At 40.2% G+C, this 18,541-nt stretch carries 21 protein-coding genes; 10 read left to right on the top strand and 11 right to left on the bottom strand.

From position 1 onward, the window contains the following. Nucleotides 1-367 precede the first annotated feature (367 nt). The 3 genes from AC1DRQ_RS23640 to AC1DRQ_RS23630 all read right to left on the bottom strand — a co-directional run bounded on the left by AC1DRQ_RS23640 (nt 368) and on the right by AC1DRQ_RS23630 (nt 2,486). Nucleotides 368-895, bottom strand: a complete 528-nt coding sequence (locus AC1DRQ_RS23640; protein WP_477427419.1) for an ester cyclase — start codon at nt 893-895, stop codon at nt 368-370. A 166-nt stretch (nt 896-1,061) separates the two neighbouring features. After that, a complete protein-coding gene (locus tag AC1DRQ_RS23635) occupies nt 1,062-2,012 on the bottom strand; it encodes a class I SAM-dependent methyltransferase (protein WP_477427417.1) in 951 nt (316 codons plus the stop codon). A gap of 96 nt (nt 2,013-2,108) precedes the next feature. Continuing rightward, nucleotides 2,109-2,486 (bottom strand): winged helix-turn-helix transcriptional regulator, encoded by a 378-nt coding sequence (locus AC1DRQ_RS23630; protein ID WP_477427415.1) that lies wholly within the window; start codon nt 2,484-2,486, stop codon nt 2,109-2,111. A 99-nt stretch (nt 2,487-2,585) separates the two neighbouring features. Between AC1DRQ_RS23630 and AC1DRQ_RS23625 the strand changes: the two genes are divergently transcribed. Further along, the gene (locus AC1DRQ_RS23625) at nt 2,586-3,254 is read left to right on the top strand and encodes an NAD(P)H-dependent oxidoreductase (protein WP_477427413.1); all 669 of its coding nucleotides are present in this window, start codon (nt 2,586-2,588) and stop codon (nt 3,252-3,254) included. A gap of 43 nt (nt 3,255-3,297) precedes the next feature. Here AC1DRQ_RS23625 and AC1DRQ_RS23620 read toward each other — a convergent pair whose 3' ends face one another. The 3 genes from AC1DRQ_RS23620 to AC1DRQ_RS23610 all read right to left on the bottom strand — a co-directional run bounded on the left by AC1DRQ_RS23620 (nt 3,298) and on the right by AC1DRQ_RS23610 (nt 5,065). Continuing rightward, the gene (locus AC1DRQ_RS23620; RefSeq protein WP_477427411.1) at nt 3,298-3,657 is read right to left on the bottom strand and encodes a response regulator; all 360 of its coding nucleotides are present in this window, start codon (nt 3,655-3,657) and stop codon (nt 3,298-3,300) included. A gap of 190 nt (nt 3,658-3,847) precedes the next feature. Then, on the bottom strand, nt 3,848-4,534 hold the full coding sequence (locus AC1DRQ_RS23615) for a DUF4397 domain-containing protein (RefSeq protein WP_477427409.1): 687 nt from the start codon (nt 4,532-4,534) through the stop codon (nt 3,848-3,850). A gap of 84 nt (nt 4,535-4,618) precedes the next feature. Continuing rightward, entirely contained in the window at nt 4,619-5,065 is a 447-nt protein-coding gene (locus tag AC1DRQ_RS23610; protein ID WP_477427407.1) for a DUF2141 domain-containing protein, read from the bottom strand. Nucleotides 5,066-5,400: 335 nt separating this feature from the next. Between AC1DRQ_RS23610 and AC1DRQ_RS23605 the strand changes: the two genes are divergently transcribed. From AC1DRQ_RS23605 to AC1DRQ_RS23595, 3 genes are all read left to right on the top strand, one after another. Further along, complete coding sequence (locus tag AC1DRQ_RS23605; RefSeq protein WP_477427405.1) at nt 5,401-6,438, top strand: sensor histidine kinase; 1,038 nt, start codon at nt 5,401-5,403, stop codon at nt 6,436-6,438. After that, the gene (locus AC1DRQ_RS23600; protein ID WP_477427403.1) at nt 6,419-7,183 is read left to right on the top strand and encodes a LytR/AlgR family response regulator transcription factor; all 765 of its coding nucleotides are present in this window, start codon (nt 6,419-6,421) and stop codon (nt 7,181-7,183) included. Before AC1DRQ_RS23605 ends, AC1DRQ_RS23600 begins: the two co-directional genes overlap by 20 nt. Before the next feature lie 352 nt (nt 7,184-7,535). Next, entirely contained in the window at nt 7,536-8,156 is a 621-nt protein-coding gene (locus AC1DRQ_RS23595; protein WP_477427401.1) for a porin family protein, read from the top strand. 92 nt (nt 8,157-8,248) lie between these two features. Here the strand turns inward: AC1DRQ_RS23595 and AC1DRQ_RS23590 are convergent, their stop codons facing one another. Beyond that, nucleotides 8,249-10,759, bottom strand: a complete 2,511-nt coding sequence (locus AC1DRQ_RS23590) for an alpha-L-rhamnosidase-related protein (protein ID WP_477427399.1) — start codon at nt 10,757-10,759, stop codon at nt 8,249-8,251. Nucleotides 10,760-10,972: 213 nt separating this feature from the next. Between AC1DRQ_RS23590 and AC1DRQ_RS23585 the strand changes: the two genes are divergently transcribed. Next, nucleotides 10,973-11,560: a TetR/AcrR family transcriptional regulator gene (locus tag AC1DRQ_RS23585; protein WP_477427397.1), complete on the top strand. Its 588-nt coding sequence runs from the start codon at nt 10,973-10,975 to the stop codon at nt 11,558-11,560. A gap of 59 nt (nt 11,561-11,619) precedes the next feature. After that, nucleotides 11,620-12,612 (top strand): quinone oxidoreductase family protein, encoded by a 993-nt coding sequence (locus AC1DRQ_RS23580; protein WP_477427395.1) that lies wholly within the window; start codon nt 11,620-11,622, stop codon nt 12,610-12,612. A gap of 42 nt (nt 12,613-12,654) precedes the next feature. On the opposite strand, the gene AC1DRQ_RS23575 is transcribed toward AC1DRQ_RS23580, so the two are convergent. Together AC1DRQ_RS23575 and AC1DRQ_RS23570 are read right to left on the bottom strand one after the other, a co-directional pair. Continuing rightward, nucleotides 12,655-13,563 carry an EamA family transporter gene (locus AC1DRQ_RS23575; protein WP_477427393.1) on the bottom strand — a complete coding sequence of 303 codons (909 nt, stop codon included), beginning with the start codon at nt 13,561-13,563 and terminating at the stop codon, nt 12,655-12,657. A 1-nt stretch (nt 13,564) separates the two neighbouring features. Further along, the gene (locus AC1DRQ_RS23570; protein ID WP_477427391.1) at nt 13,565-14,206 is read right to left on the bottom strand and encodes an FMN-dependent NADH-azoreductase; all 642 of its coding nucleotides are present in this window, start codon (nt 14,204-14,206) and stop codon (nt 13,565-13,567) included. Nucleotides 14,207-14,283: 77 nt separating this feature from the next. On the opposite strand from AC1DRQ_RS23570, the gene pdxR reads away from it, so the two are divergent. From pdxR to AC1DRQ_RS23555, 3 genes are all read left to right on the top strand, one after another. Next, nucleotides 14,284-15,744 (top strand): MocR-like pyridoxine biosynthesis transcription factor PdxR, encoded by a 1,461-nt coding sequence (gene pdxR, locus AC1DRQ_RS23565; RefSeq protein WP_477427389.1) that lies wholly within the window; start codon nt 14,284-14,286, stop codon nt 15,742-15,744. Nucleotides 15,745-15,914: 170 nt separating this feature from the next. Continuing rightward, nucleotides 15,915-16,349 (top strand): carboxymuconolactone decarboxylase family protein, encoded by a 435-nt coding sequence (locus AC1DRQ_RS23560; RefSeq protein ID WP_477427387.1) that lies wholly within the window; start codon nt 15,915-15,917, stop codon nt 16,347-16,349. Between the two features lie 4 nt (nt 16,350-16,353). Then, a complete protein-coding gene (locus tag AC1DRQ_RS23555; protein ID WP_477427385.1) occupies nt 16,354-16,800 on the top strand; it encodes a GNAT family N-acetyltransferase in 447 nt (148 codons plus the stop codon). A gap of 208 nt (nt 16,801-17,008) precedes the next feature. Here the strand turns inward: AC1DRQ_RS23555 and AC1DRQ_RS23550 are convergent, their stop codons facing one another. Then, nucleotides 17,009-17,710 carry an alpha/beta hydrolase gene (locus AC1DRQ_RS23550; RefSeq protein WP_429400705.1) on the bottom strand — a complete coding sequence of 234 codons (702 nt, stop codon included), beginning with the start codon at nt 17,708-17,710 and terminating at the stop codon, nt 17,009-17,011. Nucleotides 17,711-17,754: 44 nt separating this feature from the next. Here AC1DRQ_RS23550 and AC1DRQ_RS23545 point away from each other — a divergent pair, with 44 nt between their 5' ends. Next, entirely contained in the window at nt 17,755-17,934 is a 180-nt protein-coding gene (locus tag AC1DRQ_RS23545) for a hypothetical protein (protein WP_477427383.1), read from the top strand. Nucleotides 17,935-18,088: 154 nt separating this feature from the next. Here the strand turns inward: AC1DRQ_RS23545 and AC1DRQ_RS23540 are convergent. After that, nucleotides 18,089-18,541: hypothetical protein (locus AC1DRQ_RS23540; RefSeq protein ID WP_477427381.1), on the bottom strand; the 453-nt coding region annotated here is incomplete at its 5' end.

Genomic DNA, 18,541 nt, shown 5'->3' with positions numbered 1-18,541 from the left:
ATGAATAAGCTTAATTTAAAGGCTTTATAATAATATACATTTATATAATTGAACATGTTTATTAACTCACCTTACTTAAGAGATTAATTATTACAACAATTAGTCCTAAATTAATTATAGCGTTTTATGGCCCTTCTAAAAGTAAAACACTCTATTTCCGATGCCGACTGGGGAATATATTCTACAATATACAAATTCCGAATGGTAGTTACGAAATAGGTAAAATTCATTTTACCGGGTTATTTAAATAAGAAGTCGGTATCAGTTTAAAAACAAGTTTTAAATTGATGAAAGATAAACTTCATAAACACAAAAAGCCTTCAGTATTTAACCTGAAGGCTTTATACATAATTGCCACTTTAATTAATTACTTTTTAGCCGGCGTAGGGATTCCCAATTGTGAAAAAAAAGTTGCTTCAGATTGTATAGACCTGTGCGAAGTCATTTTTCCCTCTTTGTTAAAGCTAAAAATATCGACATCGGTGGTTTTAAATGATTTTTGCGTTGGTTTCATGCCCATGAATGCATTCTTAAAGGTACCGCTCCATAAGCCGGTTACAACTACGGTATCACCCTGAGCTATAGCCTGTAAATCTTCGCCCTTAAAGTCGGGGAAAGCCGCTAAAAAGCTTTTCAGCCCGGTTTTGATCGAGTCCTGATTCGTCATGGGTTTGGATTCGCCATTTCCATAATCTACAAAATCGGGGGCGCAATCTTTAAACATTGCCTCCACATCTTTTTTAATAAGAGCCTCCTCTGCGTTTAGGGCGGCTTGTTTATTTCTTGCTGTTGAAACCGCGGTGCTATCGCTTCCGTTTACCGTAGAACTGGTTTTGCTGTTGCATGCAGATAAAAAGCAGGCCAATACGGCCATGCCAATGATAATTCTTCTCATGGTTTTAAGTTTTAGTGTATTATAAAATTACCATTAAAGTTTTACAATACAACAAGTTAGCATATACAATAGCTGTAAAACTATTGTATTACGTTTCCCATGAAAACGTGAAATAAAATTTCAATGCGATGGTAACACCTACCATAGACTGAACAACGCTTCAATCTTATAAACTGGTAAAAACACCCAGTTTATAAATATTATCATCTTTAGGAGCTGCAAAATCCAGCCAGCTTTGTAAGGCGACCTGCGCAGTGCAAGGCCCATACGTAATGATTTTAATTTTCCTTAGCAGGGATTCTTTCTTCAAAACCGCTAAAACTTCTTGCAGAATTTCACCCTTGAAGGGCGTAAACATAAAAAATACAGTTCCTTCAGAATAGTCTGCTTTCCGTGCGTCAACATTTATAAATGACACGTTCGATAAATTAAGCTCCGCCGCACAAGCCTTCGCATAATCGCAAAAAGTCGGCTCAAACTCTATACCTTTTGCTGTAACTCCGGCAAGAAGATTTACCAGGATGGCTACCTGACCCAGTCCAGAGCCTAAATCAAAAAAAACGTCTTCTTTCGTGAAGTGCACTTTCTCTACAAGTTCGAAAACTATTCTGGCTGGTGTTTTTTGGTAATATACCATTTCCGGTTCCAAATCTTTAGTCTGCTCCGGCATAGTCTGAAAGGGAGATAACCCATTGATAAAGATATCAAGGTTATCATAACCTATTTCTTCCTGGTAATTGTTAGGATCCCAATTAAAATCGACATATTCATTGATCAGATTTTTGAATCCTTTCCCTGTATACCCCTCTGTTTTGATCTTTGCCTGAAGCTTTTGAAATAGGTTAATATCAATTTCTTCCAGTTCAGACTTTATTTTTTCAGCACGATATTTTAGTAAAGTCAGTTCATCTGGTTGATCTATTTTTCGCAGGAGTTCTTCAATCTGATCAATAATTTGAAACTCGATAAGATCTATAATCTCTATGCGTTTATCAAAGTTTTTCTCTTCATAAAATGCAGCATTTTTCTCTATCGCCTCGATATGTGATTGCATTTCAAAGATCGCCGGCTTTGCTGAGTGATCACAATTAATAATGTCTGATTCCTTCTTAGTCAATTTAGTATTTTGATTTAAACAAGAGCGTGCTCATAATTTCAAGCACACGTTTGTTCTACAAAAAAAGGACTTTTTATCACTAAAAAGAAAAACCAATCAGTATTTAACTAATTGGCTTTCTACCATTTTACGATGCGCAATTCCCCAATGCTCCAGTTGTTTCCATACAGGCGCTAAGGCAACCGCGCTTTCAGTTAGTTCGTATTCAACTTTTAAAGGCACTTCCGGATATACCGTTCTTATAACCAGTCCGTCACGTTCCATTTCCTGTAAATGTAAGGTCAGCATGCGGTCAGTGATGTTTGGCATAAGCTTTTTGACATCCCCGTAGCGTAGTTTTTTATTTTCGAGCTTATACAGGATCAATAGTTTCCATCTTCCTGCCAGCATATTTAGCGCATAGTTCATTCCGCAAAAGTCTATCAGTTCGTTCCGGTTCCTGTTATTGGTAGATGTTGGTTTTATTTTACTCATTACTTACATTTTTGTATGTCACACACAATAGGTTGCAGCAAATCTAATTTACGGATCGCCTTATAATTTTGCAGCAGACATTAAAATTAAGACACAAAAATGAATATACTTATCATTTATGCCCATCCCGAACCGCACAGTATGAACGGCGCCATGTACCGCACTGCCATAACGCACCTGAGAGCGGCCGGGCACCAGGTTAAAACCTCCGACCTTTATGCAATGCGGTTTGATCCGGTTTCCAACCGGGAGAATTTCAGCAGTGTTCGTGATCCGGCCTTTTTTAAACAGCAACTGGAAGAGATCTATGCCACCGAAGTTGGTGGCTTTGCCAATGAAATTAATGCCGAGCAGGAAAAGGTAGAGTGGTGTGACCTGATGATCTGGCAGTTTCCTCTATGGTGGTTTGCAATTCCCGCTATTCTGAAAGGCTGGGTAGACCGGGTATTTGCCATGGGGCGTTTTTATAAGCACGGGCACTTTTATGAGACCGGGCTCCTGAGCGGTAAGAAGGCGATGCTTTCACTAACCACTGGCGGCCCGGCCGATCATTATTTAAAGGCGGGCTTCAACGGCGACCTTGACGGGATACTGAAGCCATTACACCGCGGTGTTTTTGAGTTTACAGGTTTCATGGTATTGCAGCCCCAGGTAATTTACGGACCAATACGGCAATCACCCGAGGAGTTATCAGCAGAACTGGAAAACTGGAAACGTCGGCTGGACCAGATCTTCGATGAGCAACCAATTACAATCGGGGCTTACTGAATAGCCTCACCCGCTCAGTCTGATTTAGCATTTTAGCAAGAGATCAGGATGTAAGTTTTTTTAACAAACCGGGAAGATCATTTATTTCAAAAGGTATCGAAATAAAACCATCGGCATAACGATCATTCATATTTTGTTCAACCCACTTTAAGGTCGAAAACAGGATCACCGGAATGGTTCTGGTCGGCTCATTGCTTTTCAGGTAGCTGCTTATCATCTCACTGTCTTCACCCCACATATTGATATTCAACAAAAAAACATCGGGTAAATTTGTGGTATCCAATAAAAGCAGATCTAAAAGTTCAGTGCTTCCCTCCGCTTCGTATCCTATGGTTTCAAGAAAAACAATTATCAATTCTATTCGTCCAGGGTCGTCATCCGCTATATATACTTTCTTGCTCACGGTGTTTTTATTGTTTTTATATCAAAAATAAATGATTGCCCGGTAGCATTTTGTGAAATCCGGATATTTTAAGGCGCACCACCTTTACGGTAAAATGCCGCTTACTGTAACATTCATTTCAAGCAGTTTGCAATAAAAAGCCGTACCGTTAAAAAACAATACGGCTCCAGGCTTTCCCAAACTCAATTCCTTAGTTATGCAGAATCTTGTTCAACAGGAGGCTGCCGTTAGCCGAATCGATCAGGTATAGCGTATAAATTTTACCGGCCTGCAGATCCGTAACGTCGAAGTTCCCAATATTACTCCTTGATGCGGTGCCTGAGAATTCGACAGAAAGAGTTCCTGGATCTATATATTTATAACCGCTCGAAATATTTCTGGCCAAAGTAGTCACCAGGTTATCTCCCGATGAATTTTTTATAGTGATAACAGAAGGTGCTTCATCACTTAGATGGATAAATTTGATCTTTACCTTGCCGTTATTGGGGGCAGCCAGATCGTCCTCGAATGACTTCACCCTGGCCGATGATCCTTTTCCAACCATGTACACGGTAAAACTTACACCATTAGCGGTATAAAGGGAACCAGATGCATGTACGTTATTTGTACCCTCATCTTTAAACTCCATAACCATATTTTTCCCGGAAGGGGCGGTAATATACGTAGAGGCATCACCAAAACTCAATCCGCCGTTCACCAGCACAGAATTTGCCAGCGTAAAACTTTGTGGCCCCGAAGCAGACGCAGCGTTCACTACTTTGATATTGAATTGGCCCGAAGGATCTATGGTATTTTTTTTACATGATGAAAAGCTTATGGCTAATACCACCAGGGCTATGCCTGTGAATCGTTTTCTGTATATTGATATTGTTTTCATTTCTTTTTTATTGATTTTTAATATTGAATTGAGGAATGCAGGGTGTCTTCCGATTGTTTTCAGGTAATTGGGAACAAGGGCGGATTACATGTACTTTACCTTTATTTCAACTTGGTTATTGGGAGATTTCAGATCAACTTTAAAATCGTCGAAGGTTGGCTTTTTCAGTTTTTCCATAAAGAAGTTGGAGAACCCAAATCCTTCCTTAGGCATTCTAATTAAATTTTTGTCGATCTTGCCATTTTCATTTTCATCATCCACCAGGGTGATTCCATAAATTCCGGGCTCCAGCTCACACTTCACGGTCAGTGTTCCGTTTACAAGCGCTTTCTTATCAAACACGAATTTTTTGCAGGGCTTTTCGTCCTCGTAGGTTTCATTGTCTTTAAAAACATTAAGGATGACCTTCCCCTTTGGGGATCTGATCCCGGTAACTTTAACCTGTGTTTCCTGCGTTTGTATATACGAAGCCAGGAAAATAAACAGCAGGCCAATTAACAGGTTAATCCCGAATACATTTGTCTTTTTCATTTTGTAAAATTTAAGTTTGACATTTATTTGGAGCCGAAGGTATTGGCATAAAGTGCGCTGATGTATTAAAAAACATAGTGAAACGGACAAAATGCTGCCCGAATGTTATTATAGCTTATCTGAAAAAAACGCAGTGTGGGCCGCTGATGGGACCATGGACTGTAGAACTAACCAATAAAATATAGTAGATTGAATCAATCCGAAAAAAGGTGATTTTTGGCTGTTCGCAACTGTCCCTGTCATTTCAATTCAAATTTGAACAGTTCAGACCTGCTTTTGCCCGCTTCGGTTAACAATCGTTAATAACAATATATCTATTGCCTACATTTGCTATTATGGACGAGAAGCTACCTATAAAACGATTAAGCCGCCTGACGTGGTTACAGGCGGTAATCATCGGTTTTATCTTCTATCTGGTCGTTTACAATAGTGGCACACTAAGTCATATTATACCGTTTACGCTGCTTACAACGTCCGGTATTTTACTGGTCGGACATGCCGATATCTGTTTGATGATCGTGTTGTCAAAATACTTTTCGATCAGGTCGAAAAAATTTTCAACTTACCGCGTCCTGTTAACCTACCCTGTCAGCGTGCTGATTTATCTCCTGTTAAGGCCCTGTTTTTCTTATGTGTCTGGTAGGGCATGGTCATTTTGGGACGCTGGTTCATTCTTTGCATTTGTCGGGTCTGGCATCGTCATTAATACGCTTATCATGCTGTTGCACAATTCCGTGTTGTTATATGAACATAAATTACATGCCGACCTGGAGCTTTCCAGATTAAAAACAGCGAATGCCGAAGCCACCAACCTCCTTTTAAAGCAACAGATACAACCCCATTTTTTGTTTAATGCGCTTAATACCTTAAAAGCCCTTTATCATAAAGACGTGCATACGGCAGATACATATATTGTTCATATGGCTAATTTTTTAAGGGCATCTATTTACCATCATGCATCCAGAATATCTACCTTAGAAGATGAAGTAGAATTGTTATGCGACTATCTTGAAATGCAGCGGATAAGGTTTGGTAAAGCGTTGGATTGTACGATAATGTTACCCGAAGAAACGTTAAAAAACTATTACCTGCCTTCTTTTTCGTTGCAGCCCTTACTTGAAAATGCCATAAAGCATAACGATTTTACACAAGAAGCGCCATTAAGGGTACAAATCAGCCAGAAAGATGAATGGTTGATCATGAGTAATAATCTCCAAAAGAAAAAAGTGAAGGTTTCATCAACCAATTATGGGCTGGCCAATCTCGCGGAACGCTACCATCTCTGGTCGGGAGATGAGGTTATTATCAAAGAAGATCAAAGCTCATTTTCAGTAAGTATTAAATTGTTAAAAAATGAATATAGTAATCATTGAGGATGAAGAGATAGTTGCAGATGAACTTGAACTGAACATCAAGCAACTGATTGACGAACCAGTGGATATTGTCCAGCTCAGATCTGTGAAGGAGGCTATAGCTTATTTCAAAAAGTCGGAGGCCCCTGATCTAATCTTCAGCGATATCCAGTTGGGTGATGGCCTGAGTTTTGAAATATTTGTTGCTGAACCTGTTTCTGTGCCTGTCATTTTTTGTACTGCTTATGACGAGTATGCGTTAGATGCTTTTAAAGCTAACGGAATAGACTATATATTAAAACCCTTTACCATCCAAACTCTTGATCGGGCCCTCCAAAAATACAGACAGCTAAAAAAAGTATTATCTGCAGACCAAACGCCGCAATATGATGCCCTGATACAAATGCTGCTCAACCGGGAAACACAAACTGCCACCTCTGTGCTGGTTTATCATCAGGATAAGATCATTCCTATAAAACTTGAGGATATAGCTATGTTTTACCTGGAAAACGAGATCACGCATTTGCTGACCTTTTCAGGGAAAATTTTTTACCCCAATAAAAACCTTGACGAACTGGAGAGATCAAGCGGGAATTATTTTTTCAGGGCAAACCGCCAGTTCCTGGTTTGCCGTAAAGCTATTATCGACGTGTCCAGTTTCTTCTCCCGAAAACTGTCGCTGAACCTGAATGTACCTTTTAGTGAGAAAGTTATCGTCAGTAAAGGTAAAGCTTCTCAATTCCTCAGCTGGCTGACAAAGGCCTGATACCCTTAAGTACATTTTTATACCGACAAAGGATGCCCAGTTATCAAACGCCATCCGCGTGGCTCCCGGAATATAAGCTGTTCAGCTACACTAACCGTATCACCTGTAAAAAACAATGGATGATCAGGACTGCGTTCCCTGCCATCAACTGATTGCTAACTAAGCTTAATCATCAGAAAAGAACTATTTCCATTTTTTTCCAAGTCTTTTTATTCCGCTTCCAACCCAACTTTGCCCGCTTCGGTCACCTTTTCCATTCAGGATACAGCTGCAGGGTGCACCTTTGAATCAAATAACACRATCAGCATCAGGCTGCAAACAAAAAAAAGCATAATAATAAAAAAAGAAATTTATGAAAAAGTTAATCTTAGCTGTACTTATTCTGGCATCCGCGAAGAGTTTTAGCCAAACAACTACGACAAGCACTACACCTCCCGAAAATCAAAGCTTTATTAAGAAAATCGCAAGCCGTCTTGAGTTCGGCATTACTGCAGGTGGTAATTACAGTAATTTTACAGGTGCCAATTTTGCCACAGACCCACTTCCTGGTTTCCACGCCGGACTTACGGTTTCCTACAGGTTTACTGACAATTTCCTGGTATCAGAAGAATTTCTCTACTCCCTGCAGGGAGCCAAAGTTAAGGCAGGAACGTTTGCCGGACAAGACATAAAACTTTCTTATGCCTCTGTCCCTATCCTTTTCAAATACCGTACTAATTCCGGCTTTTATGTTGAGGCCGGCCCGCAGGCAAGCTTTAAAGTAAAGGAAGATATTGGAGGGGTAACTGATGCCAAGTTTGCTAAAAAAATTGATTTTGCTGTGGCTGGTGGTCTTGGCTATCAGTCTAAAATTGGTTTGGGAATCGGTGCAAGGTATGTTTACGGAATGCAAAAAGTTCAGGAAACGCCTTCGCCTATCTTAGGCGACTTCAAGAATAATAGTATACAGGCCAGTATATTTTACGTCTTTTAACGAGCATCTACCTAAAAATCAATATATATAATTAAAGATGGTCCCGGTCGCGTAACGCGCCGGGACTTTTTTGTTGATCCGGGGGCTAAGTATTAATTTCCATTGTCTATATTAATTCTTTCAACAACTCCCGACGTACGATGATTAACCAAAAGGTTACCTTTCATGTCACTCCTGATCTTTTGAACGGCTTTTCCGTTAACAGATACTATATAATTTGCATTGGGCTTTAATTGTTTAATAACATAAGTAAGTGCCTTTGCCGATGGTTTGGTAAGGGTTTGCTGCCATTCCATTTTTTCGGCGCTCCAGTTATTTAACTTAATGGTAAGCGGCTTATCAGTTGTGATCTTTAAAGATGCGATGGAATTGCTGCCATCAAAATAAGTTAGCTGATTTTTAGTAGCATTAAAGCCGAAGTTTTTATTGCATATAATTTTAAACATGTTGTTTGATACCGCATAGCTATCATTATCAAGGTTGATAGTTAAGTGTTGATCCCTGAAATTATATTTCAGCTCTGTACCGGCAAGCTCCGGAGTGATATGCGGATCGAGATAAAAGCGGTTATATAATGGATTTACACCATATATCGCCTGATATAATCCTACTATGGAAAGGCTGTTGCCAGATAATATATCATCGCCCAGTCCATCTTGTTTCAGGCGGCCATACCGCTGAAACGCGAGCCCATCTTTACTATACCTGTCCAATACGTTTTTAACATACTTAACAGCCAGGGTCGGGTTGTAGCTTGCATAGGCTTTAACCCCTACTGATCCCCATGATAAAAACAAATCACCATTTTCATATCCGGGGAAGGGCCACTGCCATTCTTTTCCTTCGCCGGGTGCATATGATGTCATGGCAAGCGGCCAAAAGAAAAGCTTTTCCTTTTGCATCTGCTCCTCAATATTATCCAGGATAAGTTTTTTCCTGCCATCGTCGTCACAAATATCATAGGCTATGGCCATAAAGTTAACCGGGGTAACCATGTTGCGGCCATGTATGGTTTGGTCCTTATCTCTCCAGTGAACGTAACATTTCTTTTCTTCATCCCAAAAACCACCCTCGCTTGTTGGTTTATTGAAGCTTGCTTTAAGTTTGGCTGCAAACCCTTCATAATATTGTGCTTTGGCATTGTTGTTCAGCTGACGTTCTATATCGGCCCATTTAACCAATGCATGATACAGATTTGCGTTAACAAAGGCGTTTTCATACGATGCCCAAATGATATCTATCCAGTCACTGCTTTGTTTTTGGCCTTGATTATCGGTCATCATTTCAACCAGACCATTATGATTACTGTCCCTTTTTAGTATCCAGTCCAACGCTTTTTCACAAGATAGCTGATGGCTTTTAACCCAACTCTTGTCACCGGTCATATCGTACAAATCGGCAACGTTGGTCACAAAGTCGGGGTTGGAATCCATCAGTATCCCCCACTGTGCCTCATAAAAGCCATACTTATTAAACTGCCCGGGCATGGCATCCTCATTGGTATATGCCCAGCGGGGATAAACCCGTCCATCAGGTTTTATAGCATGATCACGGTAAAAATCAAGACAGCTTTTATATCCTTTAAGATAATTAGGATCGTTTATCCCCAGGCCGAGTTGAGCAATATATTGTTCGTGCAAACAGATAGGCCCGTAAGGTGTATGCCAGCTGTTGCCCCCAAAATGCAGCGAATCAATCACGCCAATGCGCGCAATTGTACTCAGTACGGCATTTACCTGCTCCCCGTTTATACCCGCGAGCTTACCCCGGCCATATTTTTCATTATAATCAAAATAACTGAACATTAAACTTTGCGAACTTGTACCTGCGGCTATATTAAAGGGAGCCCATACATCTGTTCCCTTTCTTATAAACCTGCGCCTGTTGGTTCCACTGTCAGTCCGTGGCAGCATTTCCTGATTAGAAACCGTAATGGTATAAGCCAGTTTATCTTCATTAGTACGGGTATATTTCATAGCTACCTCTTTACCCGGCGCATCAACCGTTATATTGAGCCCGTTACCGCTTTTGCTGTTCCAAAAACTGGAAGACCTTGTGTGCACACCGTATGTACACAACTTTTCATTGAACAGATAAAACCACGCCAGCCCGCCATAACCCTGGTAAGCGCCTTCCCAGGTATTGATATCGTCAAAATTAATAACGGGCATGGCAGCCTCTTCTACCTTCACCGATTTGGAAAAATTTCTTTCTATAACCCACTTTACAGACTTGCCCTTTTTCAGGAAGATCCAGTTCTCATTAATGGTTAAATCTTTATCGCCGTAGCTAACCCCACTGATCTTTATACTGCCTTGTGTTTGCACCAATACCGGTTTCTTTTTTAAATTTAATGATGAGTAAGTAGCACCTCCAACCTTTACAGATGTAAAAACTCCATTTGCATTGCTGATCACTTTTTGACCGTTAACGATCAGTGATGTAATACAGGCTTTGTCTCCATAATCAATTACCATGGTAAGTTTAGCGTTACTGAGAGTAATCACCTGCGGCTTTGCGGCTATTGGATCAGCAAAACCGATAACCGGCAAAATGATAACCGAAAAACAAATTACTGTAGTGTATAATCTTCTGATAAACATGGGTTAGTTATTTAATATGGAATAACAAGGCTTGCGTTACTGAACAACGCTAAATTACTTTTCCTGGCTGTAAATTAAAGGATTCAGGCTATAATAGTCAAGATTCAATTCTACAGCCCTGAAACGAAACTATGATTTATTAATGATGTTATTTCATTAGAATGACAAAATTAGTTGTAATAGAGACCCTTCGGTCTCTATATTTGACTTGTCATGAAAAAGGGAGAAAACACACGTCAGCGTATTATTACAGAGGCGGCCTTAATACTTAACCAAAAAGGTATTGCCGGGACAGCTATCAGTGATATTATGAAAGCTACCAAACTGACAAAAGGCGGTATCTACAGGCAATTTGAAAACAAAGAAGAAATTGTGCTCGAGGCGTTCAGTTTCCTTTCAAAAAGACTGACTACTGTGATTAATGATACAGTTAAAAACAAAATCACAGCTAAGGAAAAGCTTTTTGCAGTTCTTGACCTCTATCATGACCGCCTGGTTCTGATAGATAACGGCGGTTGCCCGTTATTAAATTTTGGCGCTGAGACGGACGATACCGATCCAACTATAAGAGGTCGCGTTGGTTTGGCAATCAAATCGATACAAAATACATTCGGCCAAATAGTTTTAGACGGTATTACCGCGGGCGAATTTAAACCCGATATAGATGCGCATGCATTTGGCATACGAATGTTTAACACGCTGGAAGGTTCTATCCTGACAAGTCGTGTGTTTAACAACAAGGAACAAATGAAAATGATGACCGATATGTTTAAAAATGAAATAGAAATCTTTTTGACATAAATTTTTTGACCTTTTGAGACCGAAAGGTTTCTTTTAATAACAATAACAAATTAATATTTATGAAAGCAATTCAGTTTACCGAATACGGATCCTATGAAAAGTTAACACTTGTTGACTTACCCATGCCTGTACTGCTGAATAACCAACTATTAGTCAAAGTTAAATTCGCAGCTATTAACCCCGTGGACAACACCATCAGGGCAGGGCTTCTGCCTCTGGCCAAAAAACCACCTATGATATTGGGTAACGAAGGCGCCGGTGTTGTTATCAAAGGCAATAATGAGTTTCCGGAAGGAACAAGAGTTCTTATATCAGCTTTTACGCCGCAGGGCCATATCAGGGGCATTGCTACCGATGGCCTATGGCAGGAATACGTGGCTTTATATCCTGAAGAATTGATTAAAACTCCTTTAAATATATCCGACGAAGAAGCCGCGGCAGCAAACGTGGGTTTCTTTTCGGCCCAGGCCTGCTTAAACAAGGCCGACTTTACACCGGGCAAAAGCGTACTTTCTTTAGCTGCAGGTGGCGCGGTAGGGAACGCCGGAGTTCAATTGGCTAAGGCTCATGGAGCATCGTTGGTTATTACAACAGCCGGATCGGCTTCAAAAGCAAAGGCAGCAGAACTGGCGGGTTTTGAAAATGTGATCAACCTTGAAAATGAAAGCATCAGCGAAGGGGTTATGCGTATTACCGGCGGCAAAGGCGTGGACATTGTGATTGACAGTATTGGCGGTAATTTAACCGGTGAAGCTATTAAGTCGTTGGCAAGGGGTGGTATTATTGTAAACATTGGCTACTCTGCCGGCACACAGTTTACCGCCAATATTACTGATTTTGTGTGGAAGGGCATCCAGATGCGTGGCCAAAGCCTTTCTGGTTGGTTTACAGCCGAACAACAGCAATACGTATGGAACCAGATTTTACCATTACTTGCCAATGGTGCTATAAAACCAACTGTAGCCAAAATATTTGATGCTTCCGGGGCAGCTGAAGCACAGCGTTTTTTGATTGAGGAGAAGCCTTTTGGAAAAGTGCTGCTTAAATTTTAACAATTAACAATCACTTAAAAAACCCCTATTAGGGGTTTTAATTTAAACCATGGATGGTGCTAAACCAAATAACTTTTTAATATTCATCAACACTACTGCAAACAGGATAAGTATAACGCCCACCCATTGAAGAAAGCTTACTGGTTCTTTTAGCAGTAGGTGTGCCATTAATACCGAAACCGGTATTTCTACAGATGCGATAATGGCCCCCAGCCCCATGCCTGTTAGCGGCATCCCTCTCGTAAACAGTAATGGCGGAAGGATTGTTCCAAACAAAGAAAGGACGAGGCCCCAGCGCAGGAATATTGCATATGAAAACCCGTGATTCAGAGAGGAATGAAAAATAAAAGAAATTATGATCAATCCGCCCAGAATCATGAAAAGGCTTCTTTTTAGCGGAGGAAAATGAAGTTCCATGTTGTTTGACGTGTACATAGTTGCCGTGTAGGTAAGCGCGGCCATCATTCCCCAGCCAAATCCTGTCCAGTTGATACTAACGGATTGTTTAAGCAAACTGGTGGCCAGTATTGTCCCGCCCAGAATAATAAAAACGGATATTATCTTACGTAATCCGGGTGCCTTTTTATGCAAGACCATCTCCAGGATGACGCCCATCCACACCGTTTGCATTAACAATACAATTGCAACGCTTACCGGAATGTACTGAACCGCCATATAATAGAAAATGCTGGTCAGCCCCATAGATGTTCCCGCAATTATTAACTTAAATATGCTTTTAATGCCTGATGTTTTTGTTTCTGGCACAGACTCCCATTTACGGAACAAGGTTAATATAAAGAGTCCTGCAAATCCCAGACTGAACTGCGAAAGCGTTACTTCTGCCGTACTGAATCCTTCATGATATGCCATTTTTACAAAGGTTGCCAGCATCCCATAACTGGAGGCTCCCAGCGCAATAAAAATGCTGCCTTTGAATACATTATTTTTCATGTTATACCAATTCAGCCTCAATCAGGTCCCTTACATCCTGGTGCGAGGTATCAATAGACTTTTTAAATTTTTCCGGACTGAACGATTCTCCGTTAATTGCAATCACATGAATATTGCTGATACCTATAATATTAAACACGGTCTTTAAATAAGTGCTCTGGAAGTCCAGATGTTCGTTGTATTCTCCTTTTTCATATCCTTGGGCCCCTCTTGAAAGCAAAAGAAACAATGTTTTGTTTTCAAGCAGACCGGTATATGGATGCAGGATATTGGTTGGGTCAAACTTCCAGGTTTCATTAACTCTTAGAATCTGGTCGATATAGGCTTTGAGCGCACTGGGAATTGACCAGTTGTACATTGGAGCACCAAGAACAATAACATCAGCTTCCCGTAGTTCGGAAATATAAGCATCGCTTGTTTTTAAAGCTTCAATTTCTTCTTCAGACCTTGCTGCTTCAGGTTTGAAAGCTGCAGCAATCCATTTTTCGTTGACGTGGGGCACATCCGCATTTCCTAATTCACGGAAACTAATAATCGCATCGGTATGGATACTTTTCCAGTGATCGATAAATACTTCAGTAAGTTTTCTACTATGAGATCTAAGCGTTCTTGCGCTTGAATTAATAACTAATACCTTTTTCATTTTGATAATTTTTATTCAAAAGTATAGGTATATTGGACTACATTTACATACCAGTTTTAATAAAAACCACAGCCCAGATGTTACCCTACAAATCATTAATTCAGGTTGATCGAACTGCTGCTGTAACACTATATATACAGGTGTGCAATAGCTTTATATCATTGATCACAAGTGGCACGCTACAGCCATCTGATCTGTTGCCAAGTTCCCGTGTACTTGCAGAATTGATTGGTATTAACAGAAACACGGTAAAATTGGCCTATGAAGAATTGATTAGTCAGGGTTGGGCCGAATCTATTGAGCGCAAGGGCGTGTTTGTACTTTCCAAACTGCCTGTACGTTCCAAAAGGGGACTACCTGAAATGGGTAAAAACAGCAGCCCACAGGAAGCTTTCATATGGACTAATAATTTTAAAAACGCGATACCCGGCAAGAATCTCCAGAAAACCACACTCGCGATTGATGATGGCTTCCCTGATGTGCGTCTGGCACCGGTTGATCTGCTTATGCGTGAATATCGAAGTCTTTCCAGAAGATTTCATGGGAAAAACATCCTGAAGTATGGTAGCTCCAAGGGATCAGAACATCTTCGCGTTGCTATTTGCAACTACCTTTCCAATACCAGGGGCTTAATTGTTTCTGCTGAAAATATACTTATTACAAAAGGCAGCCAAATGGGTATCTACTTAGCAGCTCAACTGCTGATTAATCCTGCTGATTATATAGCAGTTGGGATTTCAAATTATGGTTTGGCAGATGATACTTTCAGATATTCCGGTGCTAACCTGCTGCGGATCCCTGTTGATAGCAAAGGAATGGATATTGATTATCTCGAAGAGATATTACAGCACAAGAAAATAAAAGCGGTATACATTATACCGCATCATCACTTTCCAACAGCGGTAACCATGAGTACGGAACGGAGGTTAAAACTATTAAATCTAGCCAAAGAATACCGTTTCGCGATTATTGAAGACGATTATGATTTTGATTTTCATTATGATAATAAACCCTACCTGCCATTGGCCAGTATCGACCACAATCAGAATGTGATCTATATTGGTTCTATTTCGAAAACTTTTGCCCCTGCCTTGCGCATTGGGTTTATGACAGGCCCTTCGGCATTTGTTGATGCCGCAGCTTCCTTACGAGAGCTGATAGACAAACAGGGTGATACCTTACTGGAAGAAGCATTCGCGGTAATGTTTAACGATGGTGAGATGGAGAGGCATTTTCGGAAGTCGTTAAAAATTTATAAACAGCGCAGGAACTTGTTTTGTCAGATCCTCAAATCAGACTTTAATGAAGTAATTAAATTCAGGGCACCAGAAGGCGGACTTGCGGTATGGGCGAATTTTGATAAAAAGATCGACTTGATCAAAATGGCTGAAGACGCGTCAAAAAAAGGACTTCATATCGCTAATGGAAATTTTTATAAGAACGAATCCTTTTCTACCAATGCGCTAAGAATGGGCTTTGCTTCACTCCAGGAAAATGAAATGGCAGAAGCGTTCGCGATCCTCAAAAAGATAGTGTAAAGCTGAGGTTAAGCTCTAAGTCGAAAGTCTTAAGTAAAGAAAACCGACTTCCTGCTTAAGACTCCCGACTTGAAACTGGGCTACCCTTTATCTGGTAACTGGTCTATTTAGCAGCCATATCATTGCGCTAATTTTGTGTCAAGAAATAAATCTTAATAAATTTTTAAGAAATGAAAACACGAATTAAAATTGACGAAATAGAGCCTGCAGGATACAGAGCTGTTCTTGGCCTGGAAAAATTCATTGAAAGCACACCGCTTGCAAAAACGCATAAAGACCTGATTAAAATCAGATCGTCGCAAATAAACGGATGTGCTTTTTGTATTGATATGCACACTAAAGATGCCCGTAAAGCCGGCGAAACAGAACAGCGTATCTATGCCCTTAATGCCTGGCGTGACACTCAGTTCTTTTCAGAAGAAGAACGAGCCATACTGGCCCTGACCGAGGAGGTTACTTTAATTAGTAATCATGTAACAGATGAAACCTATGAGCAAGCAGCTAAAGTACTGGAAGAGACCTATCTGGCACAAGTTATCTTAGCAATTATTACCATTAATGTATGGAACAGAATTGGCATCACAACAAAGCTAATACCAGTATAATTGAATGGACAACACATATCAGGTTAAAATAATCAAGACAGATCTTGAAATTCAACAATGCTGGGAAGTTGCTTTTTTGTTGAGGCCACATCTTAATAAAAATAACTGGTCTTCCATGATTTCAGAAATGATGCAAAATGAGAAGTACTCGATTGCCGGAATTATGGATAACGACAAATTTGTTGCATTTGCAGGATACCGCATCATGACTTCGTTGCACAGCGGTAATATAATTTATATTGATGATCTCTGCACGCTGGAATTTTACAGAGGGAAGGGTCTGGCGTCTCAATTATTAAGGCATGTGAAAGCTACCGCCATATCAAATAATAAGGATGCAGTGGTGCTTGATACAAATTTTAATAATAATACAGCACAAAAGTTGTATCTGAGCAACGGATTTAAACTCGCAGCGCTTCATCTCTCCTGTGATTTAAGAAAGCAGAATTAATATTGGAAATATAAAAGTGCTGATTCTAAAAGAGGGTGTCTAAAAAGCATCCTCTTTTGTTTTTTTATGGATTATGATTTTCTATAAGATTCTGAGTTTTATTTTCAATGAGATTTTTTGTCTTTGATGAATCATATACCTACCCGCTTAACAAAAAAGCCGTATGCCGGTAACGGCATACGGACCAAATAAAGTAACACGATGAAGATTAAACTTCTGATGCTTTTTCAGCTGCTTCTATAATGACACCTGCAACAATCTCAGGCTGCGACATGAAGATCACGTGACTGCCTTTAACTTCGGTTACCTGCGTGTTCGACCGGCTGTACATATTTCTTTGTATCTCCGGGTTAATGCTTTTATCTTCAGTAGCGATCAGGCCATAGGCCGGTTTGTGCCTCCAGGCAGCGTCGGTGATCGGGCTTACAAATCCTTTGGCATAAAATGCACCCTGTGAGGCATACATAAATGCTGCCTCGTCGGCATCAATATCAGCACAAAAACCTGCATGGTATTTATCTTTATCATAGTATACAATACCTTTCTCATCCGGAGGAAGTACGCCGTTCTCTGGTGCTGGTGGCGCTGTTTGCAGCCATTGCAGGGCCGATTCGCCGTTGTCGGGCTGGAATGCCGCTATATATACCAGAGCAGCAACATTTGGGTGGTTACCGGCTTCGGTAATCACGGCACCGCCCCATGAGTGACCGGCAAGAATTGCAGGACCGCCAATCCTGTCTAAAGCAACGTGTGTAGCAAGAACATCATCTTCAAGCGAGGTTAAAGGGTTCTGTACAACGGATACGTTATACCCTTTTTTAGTTAATTCGTTATAAAGCGCTTTAAAGCCAGAACCATCAGCGAATGCACCGTGAACAAGCACTACATTCTTTACATTTGAGTTTTTCATTGTTTTATGAGTTAATGTTGTTTGAATGATTTAACAATACAAAGATGCTGCTTAAACCAATGATAGGGAATGCAGGAATTTCCCGAAGAATTGTAATTATTTCCCCTGATGCTCTTTTTTTGCCGCCAATACTAAATAAGATCCATGAGCCTGGCGGCTTTTACCTCATCAAGGATCACCGTAAAGGCAAACATTTTATCTCTATTCATGGCAACAATTCCTGATAAAGCTAAATTCAGACGCAGCGGTGAAGCCTTTGGCGGTTGACTGTTTAAACTATTATAAGCCAAATAACAACACAAATAATGATGACCGCGGTGAAAATAAGATTCATTTTGAGTTGAGGTTAAGCATACGCGTTATACAGTACGTATTATTTTATTTGCCTGTTTTGATATGTTGAAAATCTTCTTTTTGGGTAAAATATTCCAACACTAAAACTAAAATTATTGTAATGGCAAACGTAATTTTCTGCATTACCGGTAAAAACTTAACATAACCAAAGCCATAAAGGTATAGTGTAGAATAAAAAACAAGAAGACAAATAATGCAGAGGAATTTAAATAAATGTRGCCTTGACTTGAAAACGAAAATTGTAATGTAAAATATACCTATAAGAAACATGGTACTTGAAATAGTGATCATTGTATCATGCAATGGGGTTGCTATTAAAGCCGTAAAAAGCATACCGCTGGCCCCAACGTATTTTATTATTTTAGCAGCACCCTTTGCCGGTATTTTCTTTGAAAACTCAATAAAGAATAGGGCAAAACTCGCAGAAAGGAAAATCATTCCTCCAATAGCCCAAAAACGAGATGCATTGGCTGACCC

The sequence above is a fragment of the Mucilaginibacter sp. P4_E8 genome (assembly GCF_056401495.1).
The sequence above is the reverse complement of the archived record's forward strand: the minus strand, read 5'-3'. Positions and strand labels throughout refer to the sequence as shown.

Excerpts from the sequence above, each read along its gene's own strand:
- AC1DRQ_RS23555 (WP_477427385.1), top strand. The coding sequence starts at position 16,354 with ATGGACAACACATATCAGGTTAAAATAATCAAGACAGATCTTGAAATT.
- AC1DRQ_RS23550 (WP_429400705.1), bottom strand. The coding sequence starts at position 17,710 with ATGAAAAACTCAAATGTAAAGAATGTAGTGCTTGTTCACGGTGCATTC.
- AC1DRQ_RS23575 (WP_477427393.1), bottom strand. The coding sequence starts at position 13,563 with ATGAAAAATAATGTATTCAAAGGCAGCATTTTTATTGCGCTGGGAGCC.
- AC1DRQ_RS23580 (WP_477427395.1), top strand. The coding sequence starts at position 11,620 with ATGAAAGCAATTCAGTTTACCGAATACGGATCCTATGAAAAGTTAACA.
- AC1DRQ_RS23595 (WP_477427401.1), top strand. The coding sequence starts at position 7,536 with ATGAAAAAGTTAATCTTAGCTGTACTTATTCTGGCATCCGCGAAGAGT.
- AC1DRQ_RS23640 (WP_477427419.1), bottom strand. The coding sequence starts at position 895 with ATGAGAAGAATTATCATTGGCATGGCCGTATTGGCCTGCTTTTTATCT.
- AC1DRQ_RS23570 (WP_477427391.1), bottom strand. The coding sequence starts at position 14,206 with ATGAAAAAGGTATTAGTTATTAATTCAAGCGCAAGAACGCTTAGATCT.
- AC1DRQ_RS23585 (WP_477427397.1), top strand. The coding sequence starts at position 10,973 with ATGAAAAAGGGAGAAAACACACGTCAGCGTATTATTACAGAGGCGGCC.
- AC1DRQ_RS23605 (WP_477427405.1), top strand. The coding sequence starts at position 5,401 with ATGGACGAGAAGCTACCTATAAAACGATTAAGCCGCCTGACGTGGTTA.
- AC1DRQ_RS23615 (WP_477427409.1), bottom strand. The coding sequence starts at position 4,534 with ATGAAAACAATATCAATATACAGAAAACGATTCACAGGCATAGCCCTG.
- AC1DRQ_RS23610 (WP_477427407.1), bottom strand. The coding sequence starts at position 5,065 with ATGAAAAAGACAAATGTATTCGGGATTAACCTGTTAATTGGCCTGCTG.
- AC1DRQ_RS23560 (WP_477427387.1), top strand. The coding sequence starts at position 15,915 with ATGAAAACACGAATTAAAATTGACGAAATAGAGCCTGCAGGATACAGA.
- AC1DRQ_RS23590 (WP_477427399.1), bottom strand. The coding sequence starts at position 10,759 with ATGTTTATCAGAAGATTATACACTACAGTAATTTGTTTTTCGGTTATC.
- AC1DRQ_RS23545 (WP_477427383.1), top strand. The coding sequence starts at position 17,755 with ATGCTGCTTAAACCAATGATAGGGAATGCAGGAATTTCCCGAAGAATT.
- AC1DRQ_RS23630 (WP_477427415.1), bottom strand. The coding sequence starts at position 2,486 with ATGAGTAAAATAAAACCAACATCTACCAATAACAGGAACCGGAACGAA.
- AC1DRQ_RS23625 (WP_477427413.1), top strand. The coding sequence starts at position 2,586 with ATGAATATACTTATCATTTATGCCCATCCCGAACCGCACAGTATGAAC.
- AC1DRQ_RS23600 (WP_477427403.1), top strand. The coding sequence starts at position 6,419 with ATGAATATAGTAATCATTGAGGATGAAGAGATAGTTGCAGATGAACTT.
- pdxR (WP_477427389.1), top strand. The coding sequence starts at position 14,284 with ATGTTACCCTACAAATCATTAATTCAGGTTGATCGAACTGCTGCTGTA.